At 73.6% G+C, this 19,410-nt stretch carries 13 protein-coding genes; 5 read left to right on the top strand and 8 right to left on the bottom strand.

Translation table 11 applies throughout. The annotated features are described in order from the left end of the window. Positions 1-51 precede the first annotated feature (51 nt). From sucD to ACFWU6_RS25960, 5 genes are all read right to left on the bottom strand, one after another. Positions 52-942, bottom strand: coding sequence for a succinate--CoA ligase subunit alpha (sucD, locus tag ACFWU6_RS25980; protein ID WP_383812805.1), 891 nt, complete (start codon positions 940-942; stop codon positions 52-54). A gap of 21 nt (positions 943-963) precedes the next feature. After that, positions 964-2,142, bottom strand: a complete 1,179-nt coding sequence (gene sucC, locus ACFWU6_RS25975; protein ID WP_383812807.1) for an ADP-forming succinate--CoA ligase subunit beta — start codon at positions 2,140-2,142, stop codon at positions 964-966. A gap of 298 nt (positions 2,143-2,440) precedes the next feature. Then, complete coding sequence (locus ACFWU6_RS25970; protein WP_383983346.1) at positions 2,441-3,667, bottom strand: VWA domain-containing protein; 1,227 nt, start codon at positions 3,665-3,667, stop codon at positions 2,441-2,443. Between the two features lie 230 nt (positions 3,668-3,897). Beyond that, positions 3,898-6,204 carry a DUF5682 family protein gene (locus ACFWU6_RS25965; protein ID WP_383983344.1) on the bottom strand — a complete coding sequence of 769 codons (2,307 nt, stop codon included), beginning with the start codon at positions 6,202-6,204 and terminating at the stop codon, positions 3,898-3,900. Next, complete coding sequence (locus ACFWU6_RS25960; RefSeq protein ID WP_383983342.1) at positions 6,201-7,307, bottom strand: AAA family ATPase; 1,107 nt, start codon at positions 7,305-7,307, stop codon at positions 6,201-6,203. The genes ACFWU6_RS25965 and ACFWU6_RS25960 overlap by 4 nt, the downstream gene beginning before the upstream one ends. A gap of 134 nt (positions 7,308-7,441) precedes the next feature. On the opposite strand from ACFWU6_RS25960, the gene ACFWU6_RS25955 reads away from it, so the two are divergent. Next, positions 7,442-8,785, top strand: coding sequence for an SWIM zinc finger family protein (locus ACFWU6_RS25955; protein ID WP_383983340.1), 1,344 nt, complete (start codon positions 7,442-7,444; stop codon positions 8,783-8,785). Between the two features lie 298 nt (positions 8,786-9,083). Further along, positions 9,084-10,664, top strand: coding sequence for a DUF5691 domain-containing protein (locus tag ACFWU6_RS25950; protein WP_383983338.1), 1,581 nt, complete (start codon positions 9,084-9,086; stop codon positions 10,662-10,664). Positions 10,665-10,896: 232 nt separating this feature from the next. Here the strand turns inward: ACFWU6_RS25950 and ACFWU6_RS25945 are convergent, their stop codons facing one another. Beyond that, positions 10,897-11,298, bottom strand: coding sequence for a cobalamin B12-binding domain-containing protein (locus ACFWU6_RS25945; protein ID WP_383812944.1), 402 nt, complete (start codon positions 11,296-11,298; stop codon positions 10,897-10,899). 185 nt (positions 11,299-11,483) lie between these two features. On the opposite strand from ACFWU6_RS25945, the gene ACFWU6_RS25940 reads away from it, so the two are divergent. Both ACFWU6_RS25940 and ACFWU6_RS25935 read left to right on the top strand, forming a co-directional pair. Next, the gene (locus ACFWU6_RS25940) at positions 11,484-12,254 is read left to right on the top strand and encodes an esterase/lipase family protein (protein ID WP_383983336.1); all 771 of its coding nucleotides are present in this window, start codon (positions 11,484-11,486) and stop codon (positions 12,252-12,254) included. 223 nt (positions 12,255-12,477) lie between these two features. After that, positions 12,478-14,037 carry a M23 family metallopeptidase gene (locus tag ACFWU6_RS25935; RefSeq protein ID WP_383983334.1) on the top strand — a complete coding sequence of 520 codons (1,560 nt, stop codon included), beginning with the start codon at positions 12,478-12,480 and terminating at the stop codon, positions 14,035-14,037. 51 nt (positions 14,038-14,088) lie between these two features. Here the strand turns inward: ACFWU6_RS25935 and ACFWU6_RS25930 are convergent, their stop codons facing one another. Beyond that, the gene (locus tag ACFWU6_RS25930; RefSeq protein ID WP_383983332.1) at positions 14,089-16,740 is read right to left on the bottom strand and encodes an ATP-dependent DNA helicase; all 2,652 of its coding nucleotides are present in this window, start codon (positions 16,738-16,740) and stop codon (positions 14,089-14,091) included. Between the two features lie 301 nt (positions 16,741-17,041). Here ACFWU6_RS25930 and ACFWU6_RS25925 point away from each other — a divergent pair, with 301 nt between their 5' ends. Then, the gene (locus ACFWU6_RS25925; protein WP_383983331.1) at positions 17,042-18,121 is read left to right on the top strand and encodes an NlpC/P60 family protein; all 1,080 of its coding nucleotides are present in this window, start codon (positions 17,042-17,044) and stop codon (positions 18,119-18,121) included. Positions 18,122-18,208: 87 nt separating this feature from the next. Here ACFWU6_RS25925 and ACFWU6_RS25920 read toward each other — a convergent pair whose 3' ends face one another. Beyond that, positions 18,209-19,312: an alpha/beta hydrolase gene (locus tag ACFWU6_RS25920; protein ID WP_383983350.1), complete on the bottom strand. Its 1,104-nt coding sequence runs from the start codon at positions 19,310-19,312 to the stop codon at positions 18,209-18,211. Positions 19,313-19,410 lie beyond the last annotated feature (98 nt).

Raw genomic sequence — 19,410 nt, 5'->3', positions numbered from 1 at the left:
GCACCCAGGAGGGTGCGGGCCACGCCCGTACGTGCGTACTGCCGGCAGGAACTACTGCGCGGCGTTGAGGATGGCGCGCGCCAGCTCCGCCGTCTCGGTCGGCGTCTTGCCGACCTTGACGCCGGCGGCCTCGAGGGCCTCCTTCTTGGCCTGCGCGGTGCCGGAGGAACCGGAGACGATGGCGCCCGCGTGGCCCATGGTCTTGCCCTCGGGGGCGGTGAAGCCCGCGACGTAACCGACGACCGGCTTGGTGACGTGCTTGGCGATGTAGTCCGCCGCACGCTCCTCGGCGTCGCCGCCGATCTCGCCGATCATGACGATCAGGTCGGTGTCGGGGTCCGCCTCGAAGGCCTCGAGCGCGTCGATGTGCGTGGTGCCGATGACCGGGTCGCCACCGATGCCGACGGCGGAGGAGAAGCCGATGTCGCGCAGCTCGTACATCATCTGGTAGGTCAGCGTGCCGGACTTGGACACGAGACCGATGCGGCCGGGCTTGGTGATGTCGCCCGGGATGATGCCGGCGTTGGACTGGCCGGGGGTGATCAGACCCGGGCAGTTCGGGCCGATGATCCGCGTCTTGTTGCCCTTGGCGGTCGCGTACGACCAGAAGGCGGCGGAGTCGTGCACCGCGATGCCCTCGGTGATGACGACGGCCAGCGGGATCTCGGCGTCGATCGCCTCGACGACGGCGGCCTTGGCGAAGGCCGGCGGGACGAAGAGGACGGACACGTTCGCGCCGGTGGCCTCGATCGCCTCCTTGACCGAGCCGAAGACCGGGACCTCGGTGCCGTCGAAGTCGACGGTGGTGCCGGCCTTGCGCGGGTTGACGCCGCCGACGATGTTCGTGCCGTCAGCCAGCATCAGCTTGGTGTGCTTCATGCCCGTGGCACCGGTCATGCCCTGGACGATGACCTTGCTGTCCTTGTTGAGGAAGATAGCCATGTGAGTCTGTGACCTCTGCCCTTACTTCGCAGCCGCGAGCTCGGCGGCCTTGTCGGCCGCGCCGTCCATGGTGTCCACGCGCTGCACCAGCGGGTGGTTGGCGTCGGAGAGGATCTTGCGACCCAGTTCGGCGTTGTTGCCGTCGAGACGGACGACGAGCGGCTTGGTGACCGCCTCGCCCTTCTCCTCCAGCAGGGCCAGCGCCTGGACGATGCCGTTGGCGACCTCGTCACACGCGGTGATACCACCGAAGACGTTGACGAACACGGACTTGACGTCCGGGTCACCGAGGATGATCTCGAGACCGTTGGCCATGACGGCGGCGGAGGCGCCACCGCCGATGTCCAGGAAGTTGGCGGGCTTGACGCCGCCGTGGTTCTCACCGGCGTACGCGACCACGTCGAGGGTGCTCATGACGAGACCCGCGCCGTTGCCGATGATGCCGACCTCGCCGTCGAGCTTCACGTAGTTGAGGTTCTTCGCCTTGGCGGCGGCCTCGAGCGGGTTCGCGGCCGCGTGGTCCACGAACTCCTCGTGGCCCGGCTGGCGGAACTCGGCGTTCTCGTCGAGCGAGACCTTGCCGTCGAGCGCGATGACGTCGCCGTTGGCGACCTTCGCGAGCGGGTTCACCTCAACGAGCAGCGCGTCCTCGGCGATGAAGGTGTCCCACAGGGTCACGAGGACCTCGGCGACCTTCTCCGCGACCTCGGCCGGGAACTTCGCCTGGGCGACGATCTCGCGGGCCTTCTCGATGGTCACGCCCTCGTTGGCGTTGACCGGGACCTTCGCGAGGGCCTCGGGGGTCTTCTCCGCGACCTCCTCGATGTCCATGCCGCCCTGCACCGAGGCCATGGCCAGGAAGGTGCGGTTGGTGCGGTCGAGGAGGTACGAGACGTAGTACTCCTCCAGGATCTCGGGAGCGGTCTCGGCGATCATCACCTTGTGGACCGTGTGGCCCTTGATGTCCATGCCGAGGATGTCCGTCGCCCGGGCGACGGCCTCGTCCGGGGTCGCCGCCAGCTTCACGCCGCCGGCCTTGCCTCGGCCGCCGACCTTCACCTGCGCCTTGACGACCGACTTGCCGCCCAGCCGCTCGGTGGCCTCGCGAGCCGCCTCAGGCGTGTCGATGACTTCACCGGCCAGCACCGGTACACCGTGCTTGGCGAAGAGGTCCCTCGCCTGGTACTCGAACAGGTCCACGCGCGTCCGTCCCTTGTCTTCAAAGATTCGCAGTGATTCGCGGTTTTCTGCTATCTGCGTGGGCGTGCCGCGGAGGGCAACGTGACGGCGCTGTCACAAGGAAGGCGCACACGGTGACCGTGGACGCGGCATGTCCGTCCCGCAGGTTATCCCCGTGGGACGTGGGTCCCTAAATCGCAGATCACACCTGAGCGGTGATACCTGTCACAGATCGCCTCACGGTTGAGCTGGAACTTCGTGTGATCTGCCGATTCCGCACGGTCGCGGCGGACGGCGTCGCGACGCCGCCGGTACGCCGTCAGGGCACGGGCAGCGGGCGCTTCTCCAGCGCCGCGGCCATCACCTCCGGGAACAGGTCGGGGGTGCAGGCGAAGGCGGGGGCGCCGAGCGCGGCGAGGGCCGCGGCGTGCTCCCGGTCGTAGGCGGGGGCCCCCTCGTCGGACAGCGCGAGCAGCGTCACGAACTCGACTCCGGAGCCCTTCATCGCGGCCACCCGGCCCAGCATCTCGTTGTGGATGCCGCCCTCGTAGAGGTCGCTGATCAGGACGACCACGGTGTCCGCGGGACGGGTGATCTTCGACTGGCAGTAGGCGAGGGCCCGGTTGATGTCGGTGCCGCCGCCCAGCTGGGTGCCGAAGAGGACGTCCACCGGGTCGTCGAGCTGGTCCGTCAGGTCCACGACCGCGGTGTCGAAGACGACGAGGCGGGTGGCGATCGAGCGCATGGAGGCGAGGACCGCTCCGAAGACGGAGGCGTAGACGACCGACGCCGCCATCGAACCCGACTGGTCGATGCAGAGGATCACCTCCTTCTTGACGGACTGCGCCGCCCGGCCGTATCCGATCAGGCGCTCGGGCACGACGGTGCGGTGTTCGGGCAGGTAGTTCTTGAGGTTGGCCCGGATCGTGCGGTTCCAGTCGATGTCGTGGTGGCGGGGTCGGCTGACCCGGGCGGAACGGTCCAGGGCTCCCGTGAGGGTGGCCCGGGTACGGGCCGCGAGCCGCTGCTCCAACCGGCGGACCACGGTGCGGACCACGGCCCTCGCGGTCTCCCGGGTGGTCTCGGGCATCGCCTTGTTCAGGGAGAGCAGGGTGCCGACCAGATGGACGTCCGGCTCGACGGCCTCCAGCATCTCCGGCTCCAGAAGCAGCGCGGAGAGGCCGAGCCGTTCGATCGCGTCGCGCTGCATGACCTGGACGACGGACGTCGGGAAGTACGTACGGATGTCCCCGAGCCAACGGGCCACCTGCGGGGCGGACCCGCCGAGTCCGGCCGACCGCTCCCCCGCGGCCTTGCGGGTGGAGCCGGCGCCCCCGCCGTAGAGCGCCCCGAGGGCGGCGTCCATGCCCGCGTCCCGCCCGGTGAGCGTGCAGCCGGTGCCGTCCGCCTCGCCCCCGCCGAGCACCAGCCGCCACCGCCGCAGCCGCTCCCCCGCGTCCCGGCCGCCCGCGGCTCCGGCGGTCGCTTCCCGCCCGTCGCCCGCCGCCGCGCCCCGCACCACCGTGCCGCCGTCCGTACCGGTCATCTGCCCGTCCCCCTGCCTTCGTCGCTCGTCGTGTCCGCGGCCCGCACAGCCGCTCTTCCCTGCACCCGACCCCTGCCGGAATCCGCTCCCGCCCCCGTACCCCCCTCACCCCGCCCCGTCCCCGCGCCCCCAGGCCGCCGCCCCCCGCGGCGAGCCGTACCGCCAACAGCCGCGCCGCAGCCGCTCGGTGCCCGGCTTCGGCCGGCGGGCCGGCGGGGTCGTGGTCGTTGTCAGGTCGGTGCCGAGGCCAGCTCGGGCTCGCCCGGCGGCATCGCGGCGCCGAGCAGCAGTCGGACCAGGGCCACCACCGCGTCGGCCCGGGCCGGGTCCAGCTCCGGGGCGAAGCCCTCGGGGGCCGCGCCCGGGCCGGTCGGCGAGGCCGGGCCGCCCGGGCCGCGCCGGACCAGCTCGCCCAGGGTCCGCTTCACGCCCGGCTCGTACGCCCCGAACGTGCGGCGCAGCAGCGGCAGTACGTCCGTGAAGGCCCGCTCCGGCACCCCCGTCAGCCAGGCGTCGATCAGCCCGAGCAGCCGGTCGTCGTGGACCAGCAGCGTCCCGCCGCCGCTGCCGCCGCCCGCGAAACCCTCGATCCAGCCGGCCGCGTCGGCCGGGGCGGCCGCCGGCGACAGCGCGAGGCCCATCAGCCGGGCGGTCTCCCCGGCGGGCAGCCGTCCCTCGTCGAGCAGCAGCCGGGCCGCCCGCCCTCGTATGAGGCCCGGAACGGTGTCCCGGCCGGCGAGCGTCCGCAGCACCGCGGACCAGCGCTCCCGGAGCCCCTCGTCCGCGTCGGCCAGCAGCCCGACGGCCCCGTGCACGCCGTCCACGTGGCCGCGCAGCTCCGCCGCCGCGTCGGCGTCCAGACCGGTCGCGCAGGCGGGCGGCAGCGCGACGCATATCCGCTCGGCGAGCCCGGCCGCCACCGTGCCGAGCGCCGCCGCGTCCGTGCCGCGGACATCGCCGTACCGCAGCGAACGGGCCAGCGCCGGCAGCGCCTCGGCCAGCCGTGCCACGTCGGTGTCCAGCGCGGCGCGGTCCGCGAGGGCGCGCAGCACCGCGGGCAGTGCCCCGGAGAGCCCGGCGAGCAGGCACCGCTCGGCCAGCGCCGTGACCTCGCCCAGCTCCGCGGCGCCCGCCGCGTCCGCCTCGGCCCGTGCGGTCGCCGCCGCGAGGACGGTGGTGCCCCAGATCCCGGCCTCGGCGACCCGTACCGACAGCTCGGGCTCCCAGCGCAGCCGCCAGGTCTCCCGGAAGGTGCCGGTGCCGCCCCTCGACGCGGTGGGCGTGCCCCACTCGATGCCGAGGAGCCGCAGCCGGTGCAGCAGGAGGGACTTGGCGGTGTCGGTGTCCTTGCGCAGGTCGAGCTCCAGCTCCCGGTCCTGCGGCTCCGCCTTGAGCCGCAGGGAGCGCTGCCGCCGGGTCAGGTCGCGCATCAGCGGGACGACGGGCGCCGCGTCCGGAACCTCGCCGAGGACGTCGCCGACGACCAGCCGGTCCATGATCAGCGCGAGGGGCACGTCGGAACCGTCGCACATGACCGCCCGGACGGCCTCCAGGGTCTCGGTGAGCCCGGCCAGCGGCCGGCCGCGCAGCGCGGCCAGGGTGTCGGCCAGCCGGACCGCCTCGATGACGTGTGCCGGGGAGACCTGCCGGTCCTCCTCCCGGAGCAGGCCGGCGACCTTGGTCAGCCAGCGCTCCACGGGGCGGTCGGGGGCCGCGAAGAGGTGGGCGTACCAGCCGGGCGAGGCGATCCCGGCGCCGTACCCGCCGGCCCGCGCGAGCCTGCGGTGGGTCCACGGCACCCAGGTCGTCTCCACCTTGACCTTGGGCAGGCCGGTGAGCAGCGCGCGGTCGGCGGCGACGGTGGTCCCGGCCCGCAGCGCAGGGACGTGCCAGGCCCCGCACACCACGGCGTAGGCGTCGCCGAACTCCCGGCGGGCGGCCCGCATCCGCTGCCTCATGTACGCCTCGCGGACCACGTCTCGGGGGTGGCCCCCGTCGCCGTACGCCTCGCGCAGGGCGCCCATCGCCTCCGCGAGCGCCTCGAACGCGCCGAGCGGGTCCCGCCGCTCCCCCGGAGCGGCGCCCCGGTGTTCGACGACGTCCTCCCACCAGCGCTCGGGGTCGTCGTACCCGGCGGTCTCCGCGAGCACCGCGAGCGGGTCCAGGCGCACGGAGTCCCCCGCGTCCGGGTCCTGCCCCCCGGCGGCGGCCAGCGAGTGCGCGGCCGGGAGGTCGATGAACCGCACCGGTACGCCCGCCCCCCGGGCCCAGCGAATGGCCACCCACTCCGGGGAGAAGTCGGCCAGCGGCCAGAAGGCGGCCCGGCCGGGGTCGTCGGCGGCGTGCGCGAGCAGGGCGACGGGCGGCCGCATCCCCGGGTCGTCGGCCAGCTCCAGCAGGGCGTCCCCTTCGGGCGGTCCCTCGACGAGCACCGCCTCCGGGGCGGCGGCGTCGAGGGCGGCCCGCACGGCGCGGGCCGAGCCCGGCCCGTGGTGCCGTACGCCCAGCAGCAGCGGCCCCCGCGCGGCCGTACTCATCCGGTCACCTCCCGGCAGGCGCGGTAGAAGTCCTTCCACCCGTCGCGCTCGCGGACCACGGCCTCCAGGTACTCCTGCCAGACGACCTTGTCGGCGGCCGGGTCGCGGACGACGGCACCCACGATCCCGGCGGCCACGTCGGAGGGGCGCAGCACGCCGTCGCCGAAGTGCGCGGCCAGGGCCAGTCCGCCGGTGACGACCGATATGGCCTCGGCGGTGGAGAGGGTTCCACTGGGGGACTTGACCTTCGTCCGGCCGTCGTCGGTGACCCCGTCGCGCAGTTCCCGGAAGACGGTGACGACGCGGCGGATCTCCTCCAGGCCCTCGGGTGCGGTGGGCAGGTCGAGGGCGCGGCCCATCTGGTCGACGCGGCGGGCGACGATGTCGACCTCGGCGTCGGCCGTCGCGGGCAGCGGGAGCACGACGGTGTTGAAGCGGCGCCGCAGCGCGCTGGACAGTTCGTTGACCCCGCGGTCGCGGTCGTTGGCGGTGGCGATGAGGTTGAACCCGCGGACGGCTTGGACCTCTTGGCCGAGCTCCGGTATCGGGAGGGTCTTCTCGGACAGGATGGTGATCAGGCTGTCCTGGACGTCGGCGGGGATGCGGGTGAGCTCCTCGACGCGGGCGGTCGCCCCGTCGGCCATGGCGCGCATGAGGGGGCTGGGGACCAGGGCTTCGCGGCTGGGCCCGTGGGCGAGGAGGCGGGCGTAGTTCCAGCCGTAGCGGACGGCCTCCTCGGGGGTGCCGGCGGTTCCCTGGACGAGGAGGGTGGAGTCCCCGCTGACGGCTGCGGCGAGGTGTTCGGACACCCAGGTCTTCGCGGTGCCGGGGACGCCGAGCAGGAGCAGGGCGCGGTCGGTCGCCAGTGTGGTGACGGCGACCTCGACGATGCGGCGGGGGCCGACGTACTTGGGGGTGACGACCGTGCCGTCGGGGAGTTCACCGCCGAGCAGGTAGGTGGAGACGGCCCACGGGGAGAGCTTCCAGCGGGCCGGTCGGGGCCGGTCGTCGGCCGCTTCCAGGGCTTTCAGTTCGTGGGCGAAGGCGTCTTCGGCGTGCGGTCGCAGCACCTCGGCGTGCGTGTTCTTCCCGGTCATGGTCATGCTCCCCCTCCAATGCTCGGCAGCCGTTCCCGACTGCTGGTTCCACGGTGCACCACCCCACTGACAACGCCCCCCGTCCACAGCGTTCTTGCAGGTCAGATCGATTGTCAGTGGGGGTCCGTACGGTGGTTCACATGACTGAGCAGGGGGTCCGCTGGACGGCGGAACAGGTACTGGCCCTGGCTCCTGACGATGCCTCACGCAAGGCGGGGGGACGACTCGGCGGGGCGGGTCCGTGGTCGGAGATCGGAGGTTCCGCTTCCGGTTCTCTCTGGGGGTTGTGCAAGGGCAGCGGCAGCAAGCCGTACCGGACGGTCGTGGACCTGACGGGACCGGCGTACAAGTGCTCGTGTCCGAGCCGGAAGTTCCCGTGCAAGCACGCGCTGGGACTGCTGCTGCTCTGGTCGTCCGACGGGGCGGGAGAGCCCGGGGAGGCGCCGGATTGGGCCGCGGACTGGCTCGCGGAGCGCGCGGCGAGGGCAGCGCGTCCGCCCGCCGGGGCGGACCGGCCGGCGGACGGGGAGGGGGCCCGTCGGCGGGCGGCGAAACGGGCGGCCCGGATCGGCGCGGGTGTCACCGAGCTGGAGCGGCGCCTCGGCGACCTGCTGCGCGGGGGCCTGGCGGGTCAGGAGCAGGCCGGCTACGCGGTGTGGGAGGAGACCGCGGCCCGGATGGTCGACGCACAGGCGCCGGGACTGGCCTCCCGGGTGCGGGAGTTGGGGACGATACCCAGTTGCGGCCCCGGCTGGCCCGCCAGGATGCTGGAGGAGGCGGCGCTGCTGCACCTGCTGGACCGGGCCTGGCTGGGGGTGGAAGGGCTGCCGGAAGGGCTGGCGGCGACCGTGCGCAGCCGGGTGGGACTGCCGGCCTCCGGGGAGGGGGAGGCCGTACGGGACCACTGGCTGGTGCTGGCCCAGTACGACTCGGTGTCGCCGGACGGCCGGCTCACCACCCGCCGGACATGGCTGCGCGGGACGGGGAGCGGGCGGCCCGCCATGGTGCTGGACTTCGGTCCTCCGGGGCGGCCGCCGGGGCTGGCGCTGCCGGTCGGCCTGGCGCTGGAGGCGGAAGTCCGCTTCCGGCCCGGGACGGCGGGGCTGCGGGCGGACCTCGGTGAGCGGTTCGGCGCGGCGGCTCCGTGCGCGGAGGTGCCGGCCGGGGTGGGCACGGGGGCGGCACTGGAGGCGTACGGAGCGGCGCTGCGGGAGGACCCGTGGCTGGAGTCGTGGCCGGTGGTGCTGGGTCCGGTGGTGCCCGTGCCGGGGGAGCTCGGCTGGCAACTGGCGGACGCGGACGGCGCGTACGCCCTGCCGGTGCCCCTCACGGGGCCGGGCAGCCGTTCCCGCGGGGGGCTGTGGCAGCTGGCCGCACTGTCGGGCGGGGGCCCGGTGACGGTGTTCGGCGAATGCGGCCACCGGGGTTTCACCCCGCTGACCGCCTGGCAGCCGGGCTCGACCGAGCCGGTCCCGCTGGGCTAGGCGGCCGGGACGACAAGGAGAGATCGCAGGGGGCCTGGGGGCCCGTGTGCCGCCACCCGAGGGCGGCGGGAAGGAGAGCGGGACGCGGCGCGGGGGCGCCGTCCGGGGAGGGCACGGCGGCGCGGGGGCGCCGGCGTGTGGAGACGAGAAAGCCGGGGGGCTTTTGTGAACGACAACCACGCCAGCTGAGCTGACGGACAGACGGACAGGCAGACGGACGGACGACGGGGACACCGACGGCTCCGGTCCCGCGGAGGGGGCGGGACCGGAGCACCGGTACACGAGAGGGAGGGGTCCGATGGAGAAGCCGGACGAGGGGTACGGGGAGTGGGATGAGCTGGTCGGTGCCGCGTTGCTGGGCACCGAGCGGCGGCGGGGCGGGGGCCCCGCCGGTTCGCCCGCGACCCTGCTGGACGCGGCCGCCGTGCACGCCGTACGGCGCCGGGCCGGGCTGCGGCCGGCCGAGGCGGCCGCCCGGCCCGAGCCCGCACCCCGGGACCCCCGGCCGGAGCCGCCGGAGGCGGCGCGGCGGCGGCTCGCGCAGCTCCTGGCCGACCGGACCGCCGGGGGCGGGTCGGGCCGCCGGGGGGCGAGCCCGGACCTCACCGAGCTGCTGCCCCAGTGGCTGGCCGCGGCCGGGCGGCACGGCTACCGCTCACCGGCCGCGCTGGTCCCGGCGCTGCTGGACGCCGCCCGGGCCCGCACGGACCTGCGGCCGCAGGCACTGGCCCTGGCCGGGACCCGGGGGCTGTGGCTGGCCCGGCTGAATCCGGACTGGCGCTTCGCCCTGCGCGGCGGGGCGGGCGGCGCGGGCGAACTGCCGACCGCGACCGACCGGGCGGGGGTGGAACGGCTGTGGCAGGAGGGGCTGTTCGCGGAGCGGGTGGCGCTGCTGGGCGCCGTACGGGCCCACGAACCGGCGGCGGCGCTGGGGCTGCTGTCGGCGACCTGGGCCACCGAGCGGGCCGAGGACCGGCTGATGTTCCTCGACTCGCTGAGGGCGGGGCTGTCCGAGGGCGACGAGCCGTTCCTGGAGGCGGCCCTGGGCGACCGCAGCCGCAATGTCCGGGCGACGGCCGCCGAAATGCTGTCGGCGCTTCCGCGGTCGGCGCTGGCCGGGAGGATGGCGGAGCGGGCCCTGGCCTGCGTGGGACCCGAGGGGTTCACCCCGCCGGCCGAGTGTGACGCCGGGATGCTGCGGGACGGCGTGGTCAAGCGGCCGCCCGCCGGCCGGGGGGAACGGGCGTGGTGGCTGGGCCAGGTGGTGGAGGCGGCGCCGCTGTCGTGCTGGTCGGAGCGGTTCGGGGGGCTCGGCCCGGCCCAGATCGTGGCGCTGCCGGTGGTCGGGGGTGACGCCTGGGCGGAGGAACTGCACGCGGCGTGGTGCCGGGCGGCGGTGCGCCAGCGTGACGCCCCGTGGTCGCGGGCCCTGCTCGGCCCGCCGTCCGCGCCGCCCGCGGCGGGGCCGGGGACGGCCTCCATGGCGGAGCGGGCGAAACTGCTGGAGACCCTCCCCGACGGGGAACGCGCCGAGTGGGTCGCGGAGTTCATACGGGCCCACGGCCTGTCGGAGGCCTTCCAGCTGCTCGGGGTGTGCCTGGTGCCGTGGGCCGGCACGCTGGGCCGGGCGGTGGTGGACGCGCTGGACGCGGCCCGGGAGGCGGGCAGCTACCCGTGGAGCTTCAGCGGGGTGATGGGCCTGGCGGAGCGGTGCCTGGACCCGGCCGAAGCCGGCCTGCTGGAGGCGTTGACCGCCTCCGCGGAGGACCCGCCGGACGCCTCGCCGGGCGCCGCGACGTACTGGTCGGAGGCCTTCCAGCGCCTCGCGGCCACGCTGCGGCTCCGCGGCACGATGCTGTCGGAACTCACCCCGGCCTGACGCCCGCGGACCGGCCCGCCCCCACCGACCGCTCGCGCGCCGCCGCGGGGCCCGAGAACGGGACGCGCGCCAGGCGCAGCCCGCCTTGCCGGCCTGCCCCGCCCCGGTACCCCGGGCGGGGCAGGCCGTGATCGCCCGGCGCCGGACGGCCGGCAGGCGGAACAGGCCGGCCGGCAGGCGCAATCGTGCGCGTGAGGGCGCGGCCTCGTCGAGGGCTCCTGGCGGACGGGGGCTACTGGCGGACGTGGGCGCGGACCCACTCCACGATCGACGTCGTCGTCGCGCCCGGGGTGAAGATCTCGGCCACGCCCTTGGCCTTGAGGGGGGCGATGTCGTCCTCCGGGATGATCCCGCCGCCGAAGACCTGGATGTCCTCCGCCTCGCGCTCCTTCAACAGCTCCAGCACCCGCGCGAACAGGGTGTTGTGCGCGCCGGAGAGGATCGAGAGGCCGATCGCGTCGGCGTCCTCCTGGATGGCGGTGTCCACGATCTGCTCGGGGGTCTGGTGGAGGCCGGTGTAGATGACCTCCATGCCCGCGTCCCGCAGCGCCCTGGCGATCACCTTGGCACCGCGGTCGTGGCCGTCGAGACCCGGCTTGGCCACCACCACACGGATCGGACCGGTCACACCCATCGCACTGCCTCCCGAGTGAACGAACGTTAAGTACAGCATCGCGCACGCCACCGTTTCGCGGTCAACCGGGAGGGGGAAATCACACGGGGGACGGCGTTGATTCACCGGCCGCGCCACCGCGCCGACAGCCGAACGGCACGGGGGCGCGGCCGGCGTCGTCCCGAGAGGCTCAGGGGAGGCCCTCGATGGCGCTGTTCCTGCCCGTGTCCGGCGCCGCGCTCCGAGCGGGCGCGCTCGAGGTGGTCGTGCTGGGCGGGCACCTCCTGCTGTACCCCAGCGGAGTCCGCCAGGAGAAGGTCGCCGCCGCACCGCCCGCGACGCGGCCGCCCGTGCTGCTCCTCCACGGTTTCACCGACAACCGGTCCGTTTTCGTGCTGCTGCGCCGCGCCCTCGGGGCGGACGGCCTGCGGCACGTGGAGGCGTACAACTACTCGCCCTTCACCCGCGACCTGCGCGTCACAGCCCGCCATCTCGCCCGGCGCGTCGAGGAACTGCGGGAGCGCACCGGCCAGGAGCGGGTGGACCTGGTCGGGCACAGCCTCGGCGGACTGATCGGGCGCTACTACGTCCAGCGGCTCGGCGGCGACGCCCTCGTCCGGACACTGGTCACGCTCGGTACACCGCACTGCGGCACCCGCGCCGCGCCTTTCATGAACGCGCACCCGCTGGTGCGGCAGATGCGTCCGGGCTCGGAGGTGTTGGCCGAGCTGGCCGAGCCCGCGCCCGGCTGCGCCACCCGGTGCGTGGCGTTCTGGAGCCGGTTCGACAGGGTCATGTCCCCCGCCGAGGCGGCACGGATCGAGCACCCGGACCTCCTCGCGGAGAACGTGCAGGTCACCGGTATAGGCCATCTCGCGCTTCCGGCCCACCCCGCGGTGATCGCGGCCGTCCGGCGCACCCTGGACGGACCCGTTCCGGCCGCGGTCGCGAGCACCGAGACCGCTGCCGTCGCGTAGCCGAACACCGACATCCAGTCGAACGGATTTCGAACTCAAGGCCAAGGCCGCGTCTTTCAGCGACCGAAAGGCGGCCGAATGCCCGGTTCCGGAGATTCCGAACCCCGGTGAAGATTGTCCTGGCGAGTAACCGCCGGGTACAGTCGCGCCACTGCTCTCCTCCGGGGAACCTCTGATTCCCCGGCCACCCAGGCCCCCCACTGCCGAGGCGAAAGAGAAGTTGGTGAACGACCGCCCCCCGTCGGGCCAGTACCCGGATGCCGGGTACGACGGCCTCAACACCACCACTCTCGCTGGTGACTCCCCCTATGTTTCCTATGAAACGCAGGGTCAAGGCGTCAACTACGCAGCCTACGGCTCCTATGAGACCAGCTCGTACGACACCGGCTCGTACGACAGCACCGCGTGGACCTCGCAAGACCCGTACCTCTCCACGATCCCGGCCCAGGGCATCCCCGAGGACACCACGGGCCAGTGGGACGCGAACGCCTGGAACACTCCGGGCACGGACTCCTCCGGCTACACCGCCGATCACCAGCAGCCCACCGCCTTCGGCTACGACGCCTGCGCCGAGCAGACCGGCCACTGGGCGGTGCCGGGCTACGGCACCACCGTCGGCCCGGAGACCGGTGCGTACGACGCCACCGCCTGGAACACCGCCGCGCAGACCCCGGCCCCCGCCGGTTCCGAGACCGCCTACACCTACGCGTACGCGCCGGAGTACGGCCAGGGGTACGGGCACGAGCAGCAGGCCGCGCAGCAGGAATACGCGCAGGAGTACACCTACGCGGCCGCCTCCGACGACTACGCCTACGAGACCGCGGAGCCCGGCGGCGACGCCGACCGCGCGGCCGAGCCCGCGGAGTACAGCGAGACCGCCGTCTTCGAGGTCCTCTCCGACGAGACGCCCCGGGTGCACGACCTCCCCACCCAGGCCATGCCGGTGACCCCCTCGGCCCCGCGCTCCGCGCGCCGGGGCAACCCCAAGGCAGCCCCGAAGGCCGACCCGAAGGCGGCAGCGGTCGTCGTGAGCCGCCGCCGCACCCCGGCGAAGACGAAGGCGAAGCGTTCCGCCCTGCTGACCGTGGCCGTCCCCTCCGCCTGCGTGATGGGCGTCGCGGGCGTCGCCGCCGCCTCCGTCGGCGGCCTCACCGACACGGACAAGCCGGCCGAGGACACCACCACCATGGCCGCGCCCGACCCGGCCTCGGTGAAGCCGCTCGCCGCGAACACCAAGCTCGACACGCAGCTGGCGGCGCTCAGCGCCGACGCCGGCGATTTCGCGGACCGCGCGAGCCGCACGCAGGAGCGCATCGACCTGCGCCAGCGCCAGGACGAGGAGAAGAAGAGGAAGGCGGAGGAGGCCGCGGCCAAGGAAGCCGCCCGCCCCAAGTTCGCGCTCCCCGTCGTGCAGCAGGGACTGAGCGCCAGCTACGGACAGGCCGGCGGCATGTGGATGTCCGTGCACACCGGCATCGACTTCCCGGTCTCCTACGGGACCCCGGTCATGGCCGCCACCGACGGCACCGTGCGCACGCAGTACAACAGCGCCTACGGGAACATGGCCATATTGACCTCGCCCGACGGAACCGAGACCTGGTACTGCCACCTCAGCAGCACCAAGATCCGGGGCGGCAAGGTCAAGGCCGGCGAGGTCATCGCCTACTCCGGCAACTCCGGCAACTCCACCGGTCCGCACCTCCACTTCGAGGTGCGGCCCGGCGGCGGGTCCTCGGTCGACCCCCTGCCGTGGTTCCGCAGCCACGGCCTGGACCCCACGTAACCCCCACCGCTCGGCACCCCCACCGCTCGGCGGCGGGGGGCGCCCCGCGTCCTAGAGCTTCTGCACCGGCGCGTAGCGCAGCAGCAGCCGCTTCGGCTTGTCGTCCCCGAAGTCGATGGTGGCCTGCGCGTCGGCGCCCGCTCCCTTGACCTCCATGACGGTGCCGAGCCCGAACTGGTCGTGCGTGACCCGGTCCCCGACCACCAGCGCGATGACCGGCTTGTCGGTGGCCCGGCGCGTGGCGAAGCCGGAGGGGCCCGCCGCGGCACGGCGCGACGAGGACAGGAACGACTCGGGCGAGGTGCCGAAGGTCGTCTTGCCGCCGCCGGAACCCGAACCGTAGCCCGAACCCGAACCGTAGCCCGAGCCCGAGCTGCGCATCGGGCCCGCCGGCTTCTGCGAGGCTCCGGTGCGCTTCCACTGCAGGTACTCGGCCGGGATCTCCTCCAGGAACCGCGACGGCGGGTTGTACGAGGGGGTCCCCCACGCACTGCGCATGGAGGAGCGGGTCAGGTACAGCCGCTCCCGCGCGCGCGTGATGCCGACGTACGCCAGGCGGCGCTCCTCCTCCAGCTCCTTGGTCTGGCCCAGCGCGCGCATGTGCGGGAAGACCCCGTCCTCCATGCCGGTCAGGAAGACCACCGGGAACTCCAGGCCCTTGGCGGTGTGCAGCGTCATGAGCGTGATGACGCCCGAGCCGTCCGTCTCCTCGTCCGGGATCTGGTCGGAGTCGGCGACGAGCGCGACCTGCTCCAGGAACTGGGCGAGGGTCCCGGGCCCGGCCGCGGCAGCCGCAGCGGCCTCCGCCTCAGCAGCGGTCGCGGCCGCCGTCGCCGTGCCCTCGGCGTCGGCAGCCGCTTCGCCCTCCGCTGCCGCGGTGGCCGCCTCGGCCGCCGCCGCCTCACGCGCCTGCTCGAACTCCAGGGCCACGGCCGCCAGTTCCTGGAGGTTCTCGATCCGCGTCTCGTCCTGCGGGTCGGTCGAGGCCTGGAGCTCGGCGAGGTAGCCCGTACGCTCCAGCACCGCCTGCAGCACCACCGCCGGGCCCGCGCCCGAGTCGACGATCGTGCGCAGCTCCTCCATCAGCACGTTGAAGCGCTTCACCGCGTTGGTCGAGCGCGCCGCCATGCCGAAGGCCTCGTCCACGCGCCGCAGGGCCTGCGGAAAGGTGATCTTCTCGCGCATCGCGAGGGCGTCGATCATCGCCTCGGCGCGCTCGCCGATGCCGCGCTTGGGGACGTTCAGAATCCGGCGGAGCGGGACGTTGTCCTCCGGGTTGGCGAGGACGCGCAGGTACGCGAGGACGTCGCGGACCTCCTTGCGCTCGTAGAAGCGCACACCGCCGACGACCTTGTAGGGCAGGCCGACCCGGATGAAGATCTCCTCGAACACGCGGGACTGGGCGTTCGTCCGGTAGAAGATCGCGACGTCGCCCGCCTTGGCGTCGCCGGCGTCCGTCAGCCGGTCGATCTCGTCCGCGACGAACTGCGCCTCGTCGTGCTCGGTGTCCGCCACGTAGCCGGTGATCACGGAGCCGGTGCCGGCGTCGGTCCACAGGTTCTTGGCGCGGCGGTTCTCATTGCGCTCGATGACCGCGTTGGCGGCGGAGAGGATCGTCTGCGTGGAGCGGTAGTTCTGCTCCAGCAGGATCGTCGTCGCGTCCGGGTAGTCCTCCTCGAACTGGAGGATGTTGCGGATCGTCGCACCGCGGAAGGCGTAGATCGACTGGTCCGCGTCACCCACCACGCACAGCTCGGCGGGCGGCAGGTCCGGGTACCCGGTGCCGACCAGCTCGCGCACGAGCGTGTACTGGGCGTGGTTGGTGTCCTGGTACTCGTCGACGAGGACGTGCCGGAAGCGGCGCCGGTAGTGCTCGGCGACGTCCGGGAACGCCTGGAGGAGGTGGACCGTGGTCATGATGATGTCGTCGAAGTCGAGGGCGTTGGCCTCGCGCAGCCGCCCCTGGTACATCGCGTACGCCTGGGCCAGGGTCTTCTCGAAGCCTCCCCCGGACTCCGTCTGGGAGGCGCCCCCTGCGACCTGGTCGGCGAAGGCCTCCTCGTCGATCAGCTCGTTCTTGAGGTTCGAGACCTTGGCGTTGAAGGCCTTCGGCGGGAACTTCTTCGGGTCCAGGTCCAGGTCGCGGCAGACGAGCGCCATCAGCCGCTTGGAGTCGGCCGCGTCGTAGATCGAGAAGGAGGACGTGAATCCCAGGCGCTTGGACTCGCGGCGCAGGATGCGCACGCACGCGCTGTGGAAGGTGGACACCCACATGGCGTTGGCGCGGGGGCCGACCAGGCCCTCGACGCGCTCCCTCATCTCGCCGGCGGCCTTGTTGGTGAAGGTGATCGCCAGGATCTGCCCGGGGTGGACGTTCCGCGCGGACAGCAGGTGCCCGATGCGGTGGGTCAGCACCCTGGTCTTGCCTGAGCCGGCGCCGGCCACGATGAGCAGCGGGGACCCCGCGTGCACGACGGCGGCCTTCTGCTCCGTGTTGAGGCCCTCGAGGAGCGTCGCCGGGTCGATGACGGGCCTGGGGGCGCCGTCCCGGTAGTACGCGTCCCCGCTCATGGGCGTGTCGAAGCGGCCCCCGAAGAGATCGTCCGCGCCCGTTTCCGGAGCGGGGTGATCCTCGGGCGGCGGGGGGACCTCGTCGGAGGGGGTGAGGTCCGCCAGGAAACTGTCGTCAAAGAGGCTGCTCATCGCCCTCCGAGTCTAGGGGGCGGGACCGACAACCGGTCCCGGGCCCGGAAAACTTCGTGATCCTCGCCCTCGTCCGCGTCAAGCGCGACGAGGAACGGGTGGACAAGGCGCTGTTCGGGGCGGTCGGTGGACCGACCGTGGTCAATATCGTCATCGCCGCCCTCTGGTCCTGATCCACTCCGGTCCGCCGCAGCCATATCCGGTCGCATCGGAGCACTTGCGATCATCTCGACATCTCTCCGTTACCTGCGGGTCTAGCGTCCTCCTCCAAGCACCGACAGAGGAAGGACGTGAGGCCCTCGTGGCCAGTCACCGAAAGCCCAGGCAGCGCCCGTTCTCCGGCGGCACCGTACGGACCGCCGCCACCCTCGCCCTCGCGGGCGCTGCCACCGCCACCGCGCTCGAAGGCACCTCCCAGGCCGACCCCCGCCCCGACCCCGCCCGGGTGGAGGCCGAGGTGGACCGGCTCTACGAGGAGGCCGAGGCGGCGACCGAGCGGTACAACGGGGCGAAGCAGCAGGCCGACGAGGTCGAGCGGGCGCTGACCGGGCTGCGCGAGGAGACCGCCCGCAAGGCCGACCGGCTCAACACGGCGCGCAGCGCCCTCGGCACCCTCGCCGCCACCCAGTACCGCAGCGGTTCCCTGGGCACCGCCGTGCGGCTCGCCCTCGCGGCGGACCCGCAGGAGTACCTCGCGCAGGCGTCGTTCATCGCCCGCGCCGGGGACCGCAACGCCGCGGGGATCACCGCCGTGCGCCGCCGGCTCGACGAGGTCGGGAAGCTGCGGGACCAGGCGGCCGGACGGCTCGCCGAGCTCCGCACCCGCCGGGACGAACTGGCGGGGCACAAGGCGCAGGCCGAGGCCAAGCTCACCGCCGCCAAGCGGCTGCTGGCGAAGCTCACCGCCGAGGAGCGCGCCGCCTACGAGGCCCGGACCGCCGCCGCGGCCCCCGCGCCCGGCGCCGCCGCGGACGACGCCCGGGGCGCCGCCGCCCCGGCTGCGCGGCGCAAGGCTCCGGCGCCGGCCGACGGCTCGCGCGCCGCACGCGCCGTGGCCTTCGCGTACGGCGCGATCGGGAAGCCGTACGTCTGGGGGGCGACCGGGCCGGGCGCCTTCGACTGCTCGGGGCTGACCCAGGCGGCGTGGCGGTCGGCCGGGGTGTCCCTCCCCCGCACCACCTACACGCAGATCAACACCGGACAGCGCGTCTCGCGCGGCCAACTGGCCCCCGGCGACCTGGTCTTCTTCTACTCCGGGATCACACACGTGGGCCTCTACATCGGCAACGGCCAGATGATCCACGCCCCGCGGCCCGGCTCGACGGTCCGGGTGGCCCCGCTCGACTCGATGCCCTGGGCCGGCGCCTCGCGCCCCGCCTAGCCGCGGTCCCGCCCGGCCCCGCTCCCCCGGCGGCCCGCAGCCGCCGTCCGGAGCCCGCCGTCCGCAGCCCGCCGCCCGCCGCCCTCGCTACGGCGCCTTGACCTGCGTGCTCAGCCAGCCGAAGGTCTGCGGGAGCTGCTTCGACCAGGACTCCAGGTTGTGGCCGCCGGCCACCTTCTCCGCGTGCACCGCGGTCGGGCTCAGCGCCGCGGCCTTGAGGTCCATCCCGGACAGGTAGCCGTCCTGCTGGGCGCCCGACATCCACAGCGAGACCGGCGGCGGCGTCGGCGCGGCCTTGAGCAGGTTCACCAGGTTGTGGGTGCGGCGCAGCTCCGGGTCCTGGCCGACCAGGGAGGACGGCTCCTGACCCGGGTCGTTGTAGCCGGACAGCGAGACGGCCGCGGAGTAGCGGTCGGGGTGGGCGATGGCCAGCTTGGCGGCGCAGTAGGCGCCGGCCGAGTAGCCGGCCACGCCCCAGGTGCGCGCCTCGTCCGAGGCCCGGAAGTTGTCGACGACCATCTTGCGGACGTCGACGCTGAACCAGCTGTCCGCGTTGACCTTGCCGGGGAGGTTGGCACAGCCGGTGTCCCCGTTGCCCAGGAGCATGGCGCGCGGCGAGACGAGGATGAACGGCTGGACCTTGCCGCTCTTCATCAGCGGCTCCAGCACCTCGTGCGCCTTGAGCCCCTGGAACCAGGACTTGCCCGTTCCGGGTATGCCGGGGATCAGCTCGACCACCGGGAACTTCCTGTCCTTGTACGCCGGGTCGTCGTACTGCGGCGGCAGCCACACCATGACGTCGCCCCTGACCCCGGAGACCTTGCCGTCGAGCTCGGTCTTCTGGACCCGCCCCCCGAGCCCGTCGACGGGCTGGAAGTGCTGGCGGACCTTCGGCGCCTCGGCGATCCTCTTGCCGCCGAGGCCGTCCGGGCCGAGGTCGGGGGCGGCGGTGACGTACTTCCCCGTGCCGAACAGGTCGCCCCAGGAGGCGTAGAAGTTCATGTCGCGGTTGAGTCCCACGAACACCAGCGCGACGGCGGTGGCCTGGGCGAAGACGACCATCGAGCAGCGGGTGGCGAGGCGTACGACGGCAGGGCCGCGCACCTTGCTCCACACGGCGAGCGGCAGGAGGACGGCGGCCGCGGTCAGCGCTACCACCGTCACGAAGAGGGGCGTCCCCGTCAGGCTCATCACGCCACACAAGAGTACGGCGCCCCGTCCGCCGGTTGCCCCCGGCCCCTGCGGCATGGGTCACACGTCCCGCACGCACACCGGGCGTACGGGACGGA

Source organism: Streptomyces sp. NPDC058674, from assembly GCF_042716505.1.
In the GTDB taxonomy this organism is placed as follows: domain Bacteria; phylum Actinomycetota; class Actinomycetes; order Streptomycetales; family Streptomycetaceae; genus Streptomyces.
Note: the sequence above shows the minus strand (reverse complement) of the source record. Positions and strands in the feature narration are given on the sequence as shown.

What these genes read in the sequence shown, in the direction of transcription:
- sucD (WP_383812805.1), bottom strand. Translation starts at nt 942, where the DNA reads ATGGCTATCTTCCTCAACAAGGACAGCAAGGTCATCGTCCAGGGCATG.
- ACFWU6_RS25970 (WP_383983346.1), bottom strand. Translation starts at nt 3,667, where the DNA reads ATGACCGGTACGGACGGCGGCACGGTGGTGCGGGGCGCGGCGGCGGGC.
- ACFWU6_RS25965 (WP_383983344.1), bottom strand. Translation starts at nt 6,204, where the DNA reads ATGAGTACGGCCGCGCGGGGGCCGCTGCTGCTGGGCGTACGGCACCAC.
- ACFWU6_RS25960 (WP_383983342.1), bottom strand. Translation starts at nt 7,307, where the DNA reads ATGACCATGACCGGGAAGAACACGCACGCCGAGGTGCTGCGACCGCAC.
- ACFWU6_RS25955 (WP_383983340.1), top strand. Translation starts at nt 7,442, where the DNA reads ATGACTGAGCAGGGGGTCCGCTGGACGGCGGAACAGGTACTGGCCCTG.
- ACFWU6_RS25950 (WP_383983338.1), top strand. Translation starts at nt 9,084, where the DNA reads ATGGAGAAGCCGGACGAGGGGTACGGGGAGTGGGATGAGCTGGTCGGT.
- ACFWU6_RS25945 (WP_383812944.1), bottom strand. Translation starts at nt 11,298, where the DNA reads ATGGGTGTGACCGGTCCGATCCGTGTGGTGGTGGCCAAGCCGGGTCTC.
- ACFWU6_RS25940 (WP_383983336.1), top strand. Translation starts at nt 11,484, where the DNA reads ATGGCGCTGTTCCTGCCCGTGTCCGGCGCCGCGCTCCGAGCGGGCGCG.
- ACFWU6_RS25930 (WP_383983332.1), bottom strand. Translation starts at nt 16,740, where the DNA reads ATGAGCAGCCTCTTTGACGACAGTTTCCTGGCGGACCTCACCCCCTCC.
- ACFWU6_RS25920 (WP_383983350.1), bottom strand. Translation starts at nt 19,312, where the DNA reads ATGAGCCTGACGGGGACGCCCCTCTTCGTGACGGTGGTAGCGCTGACC.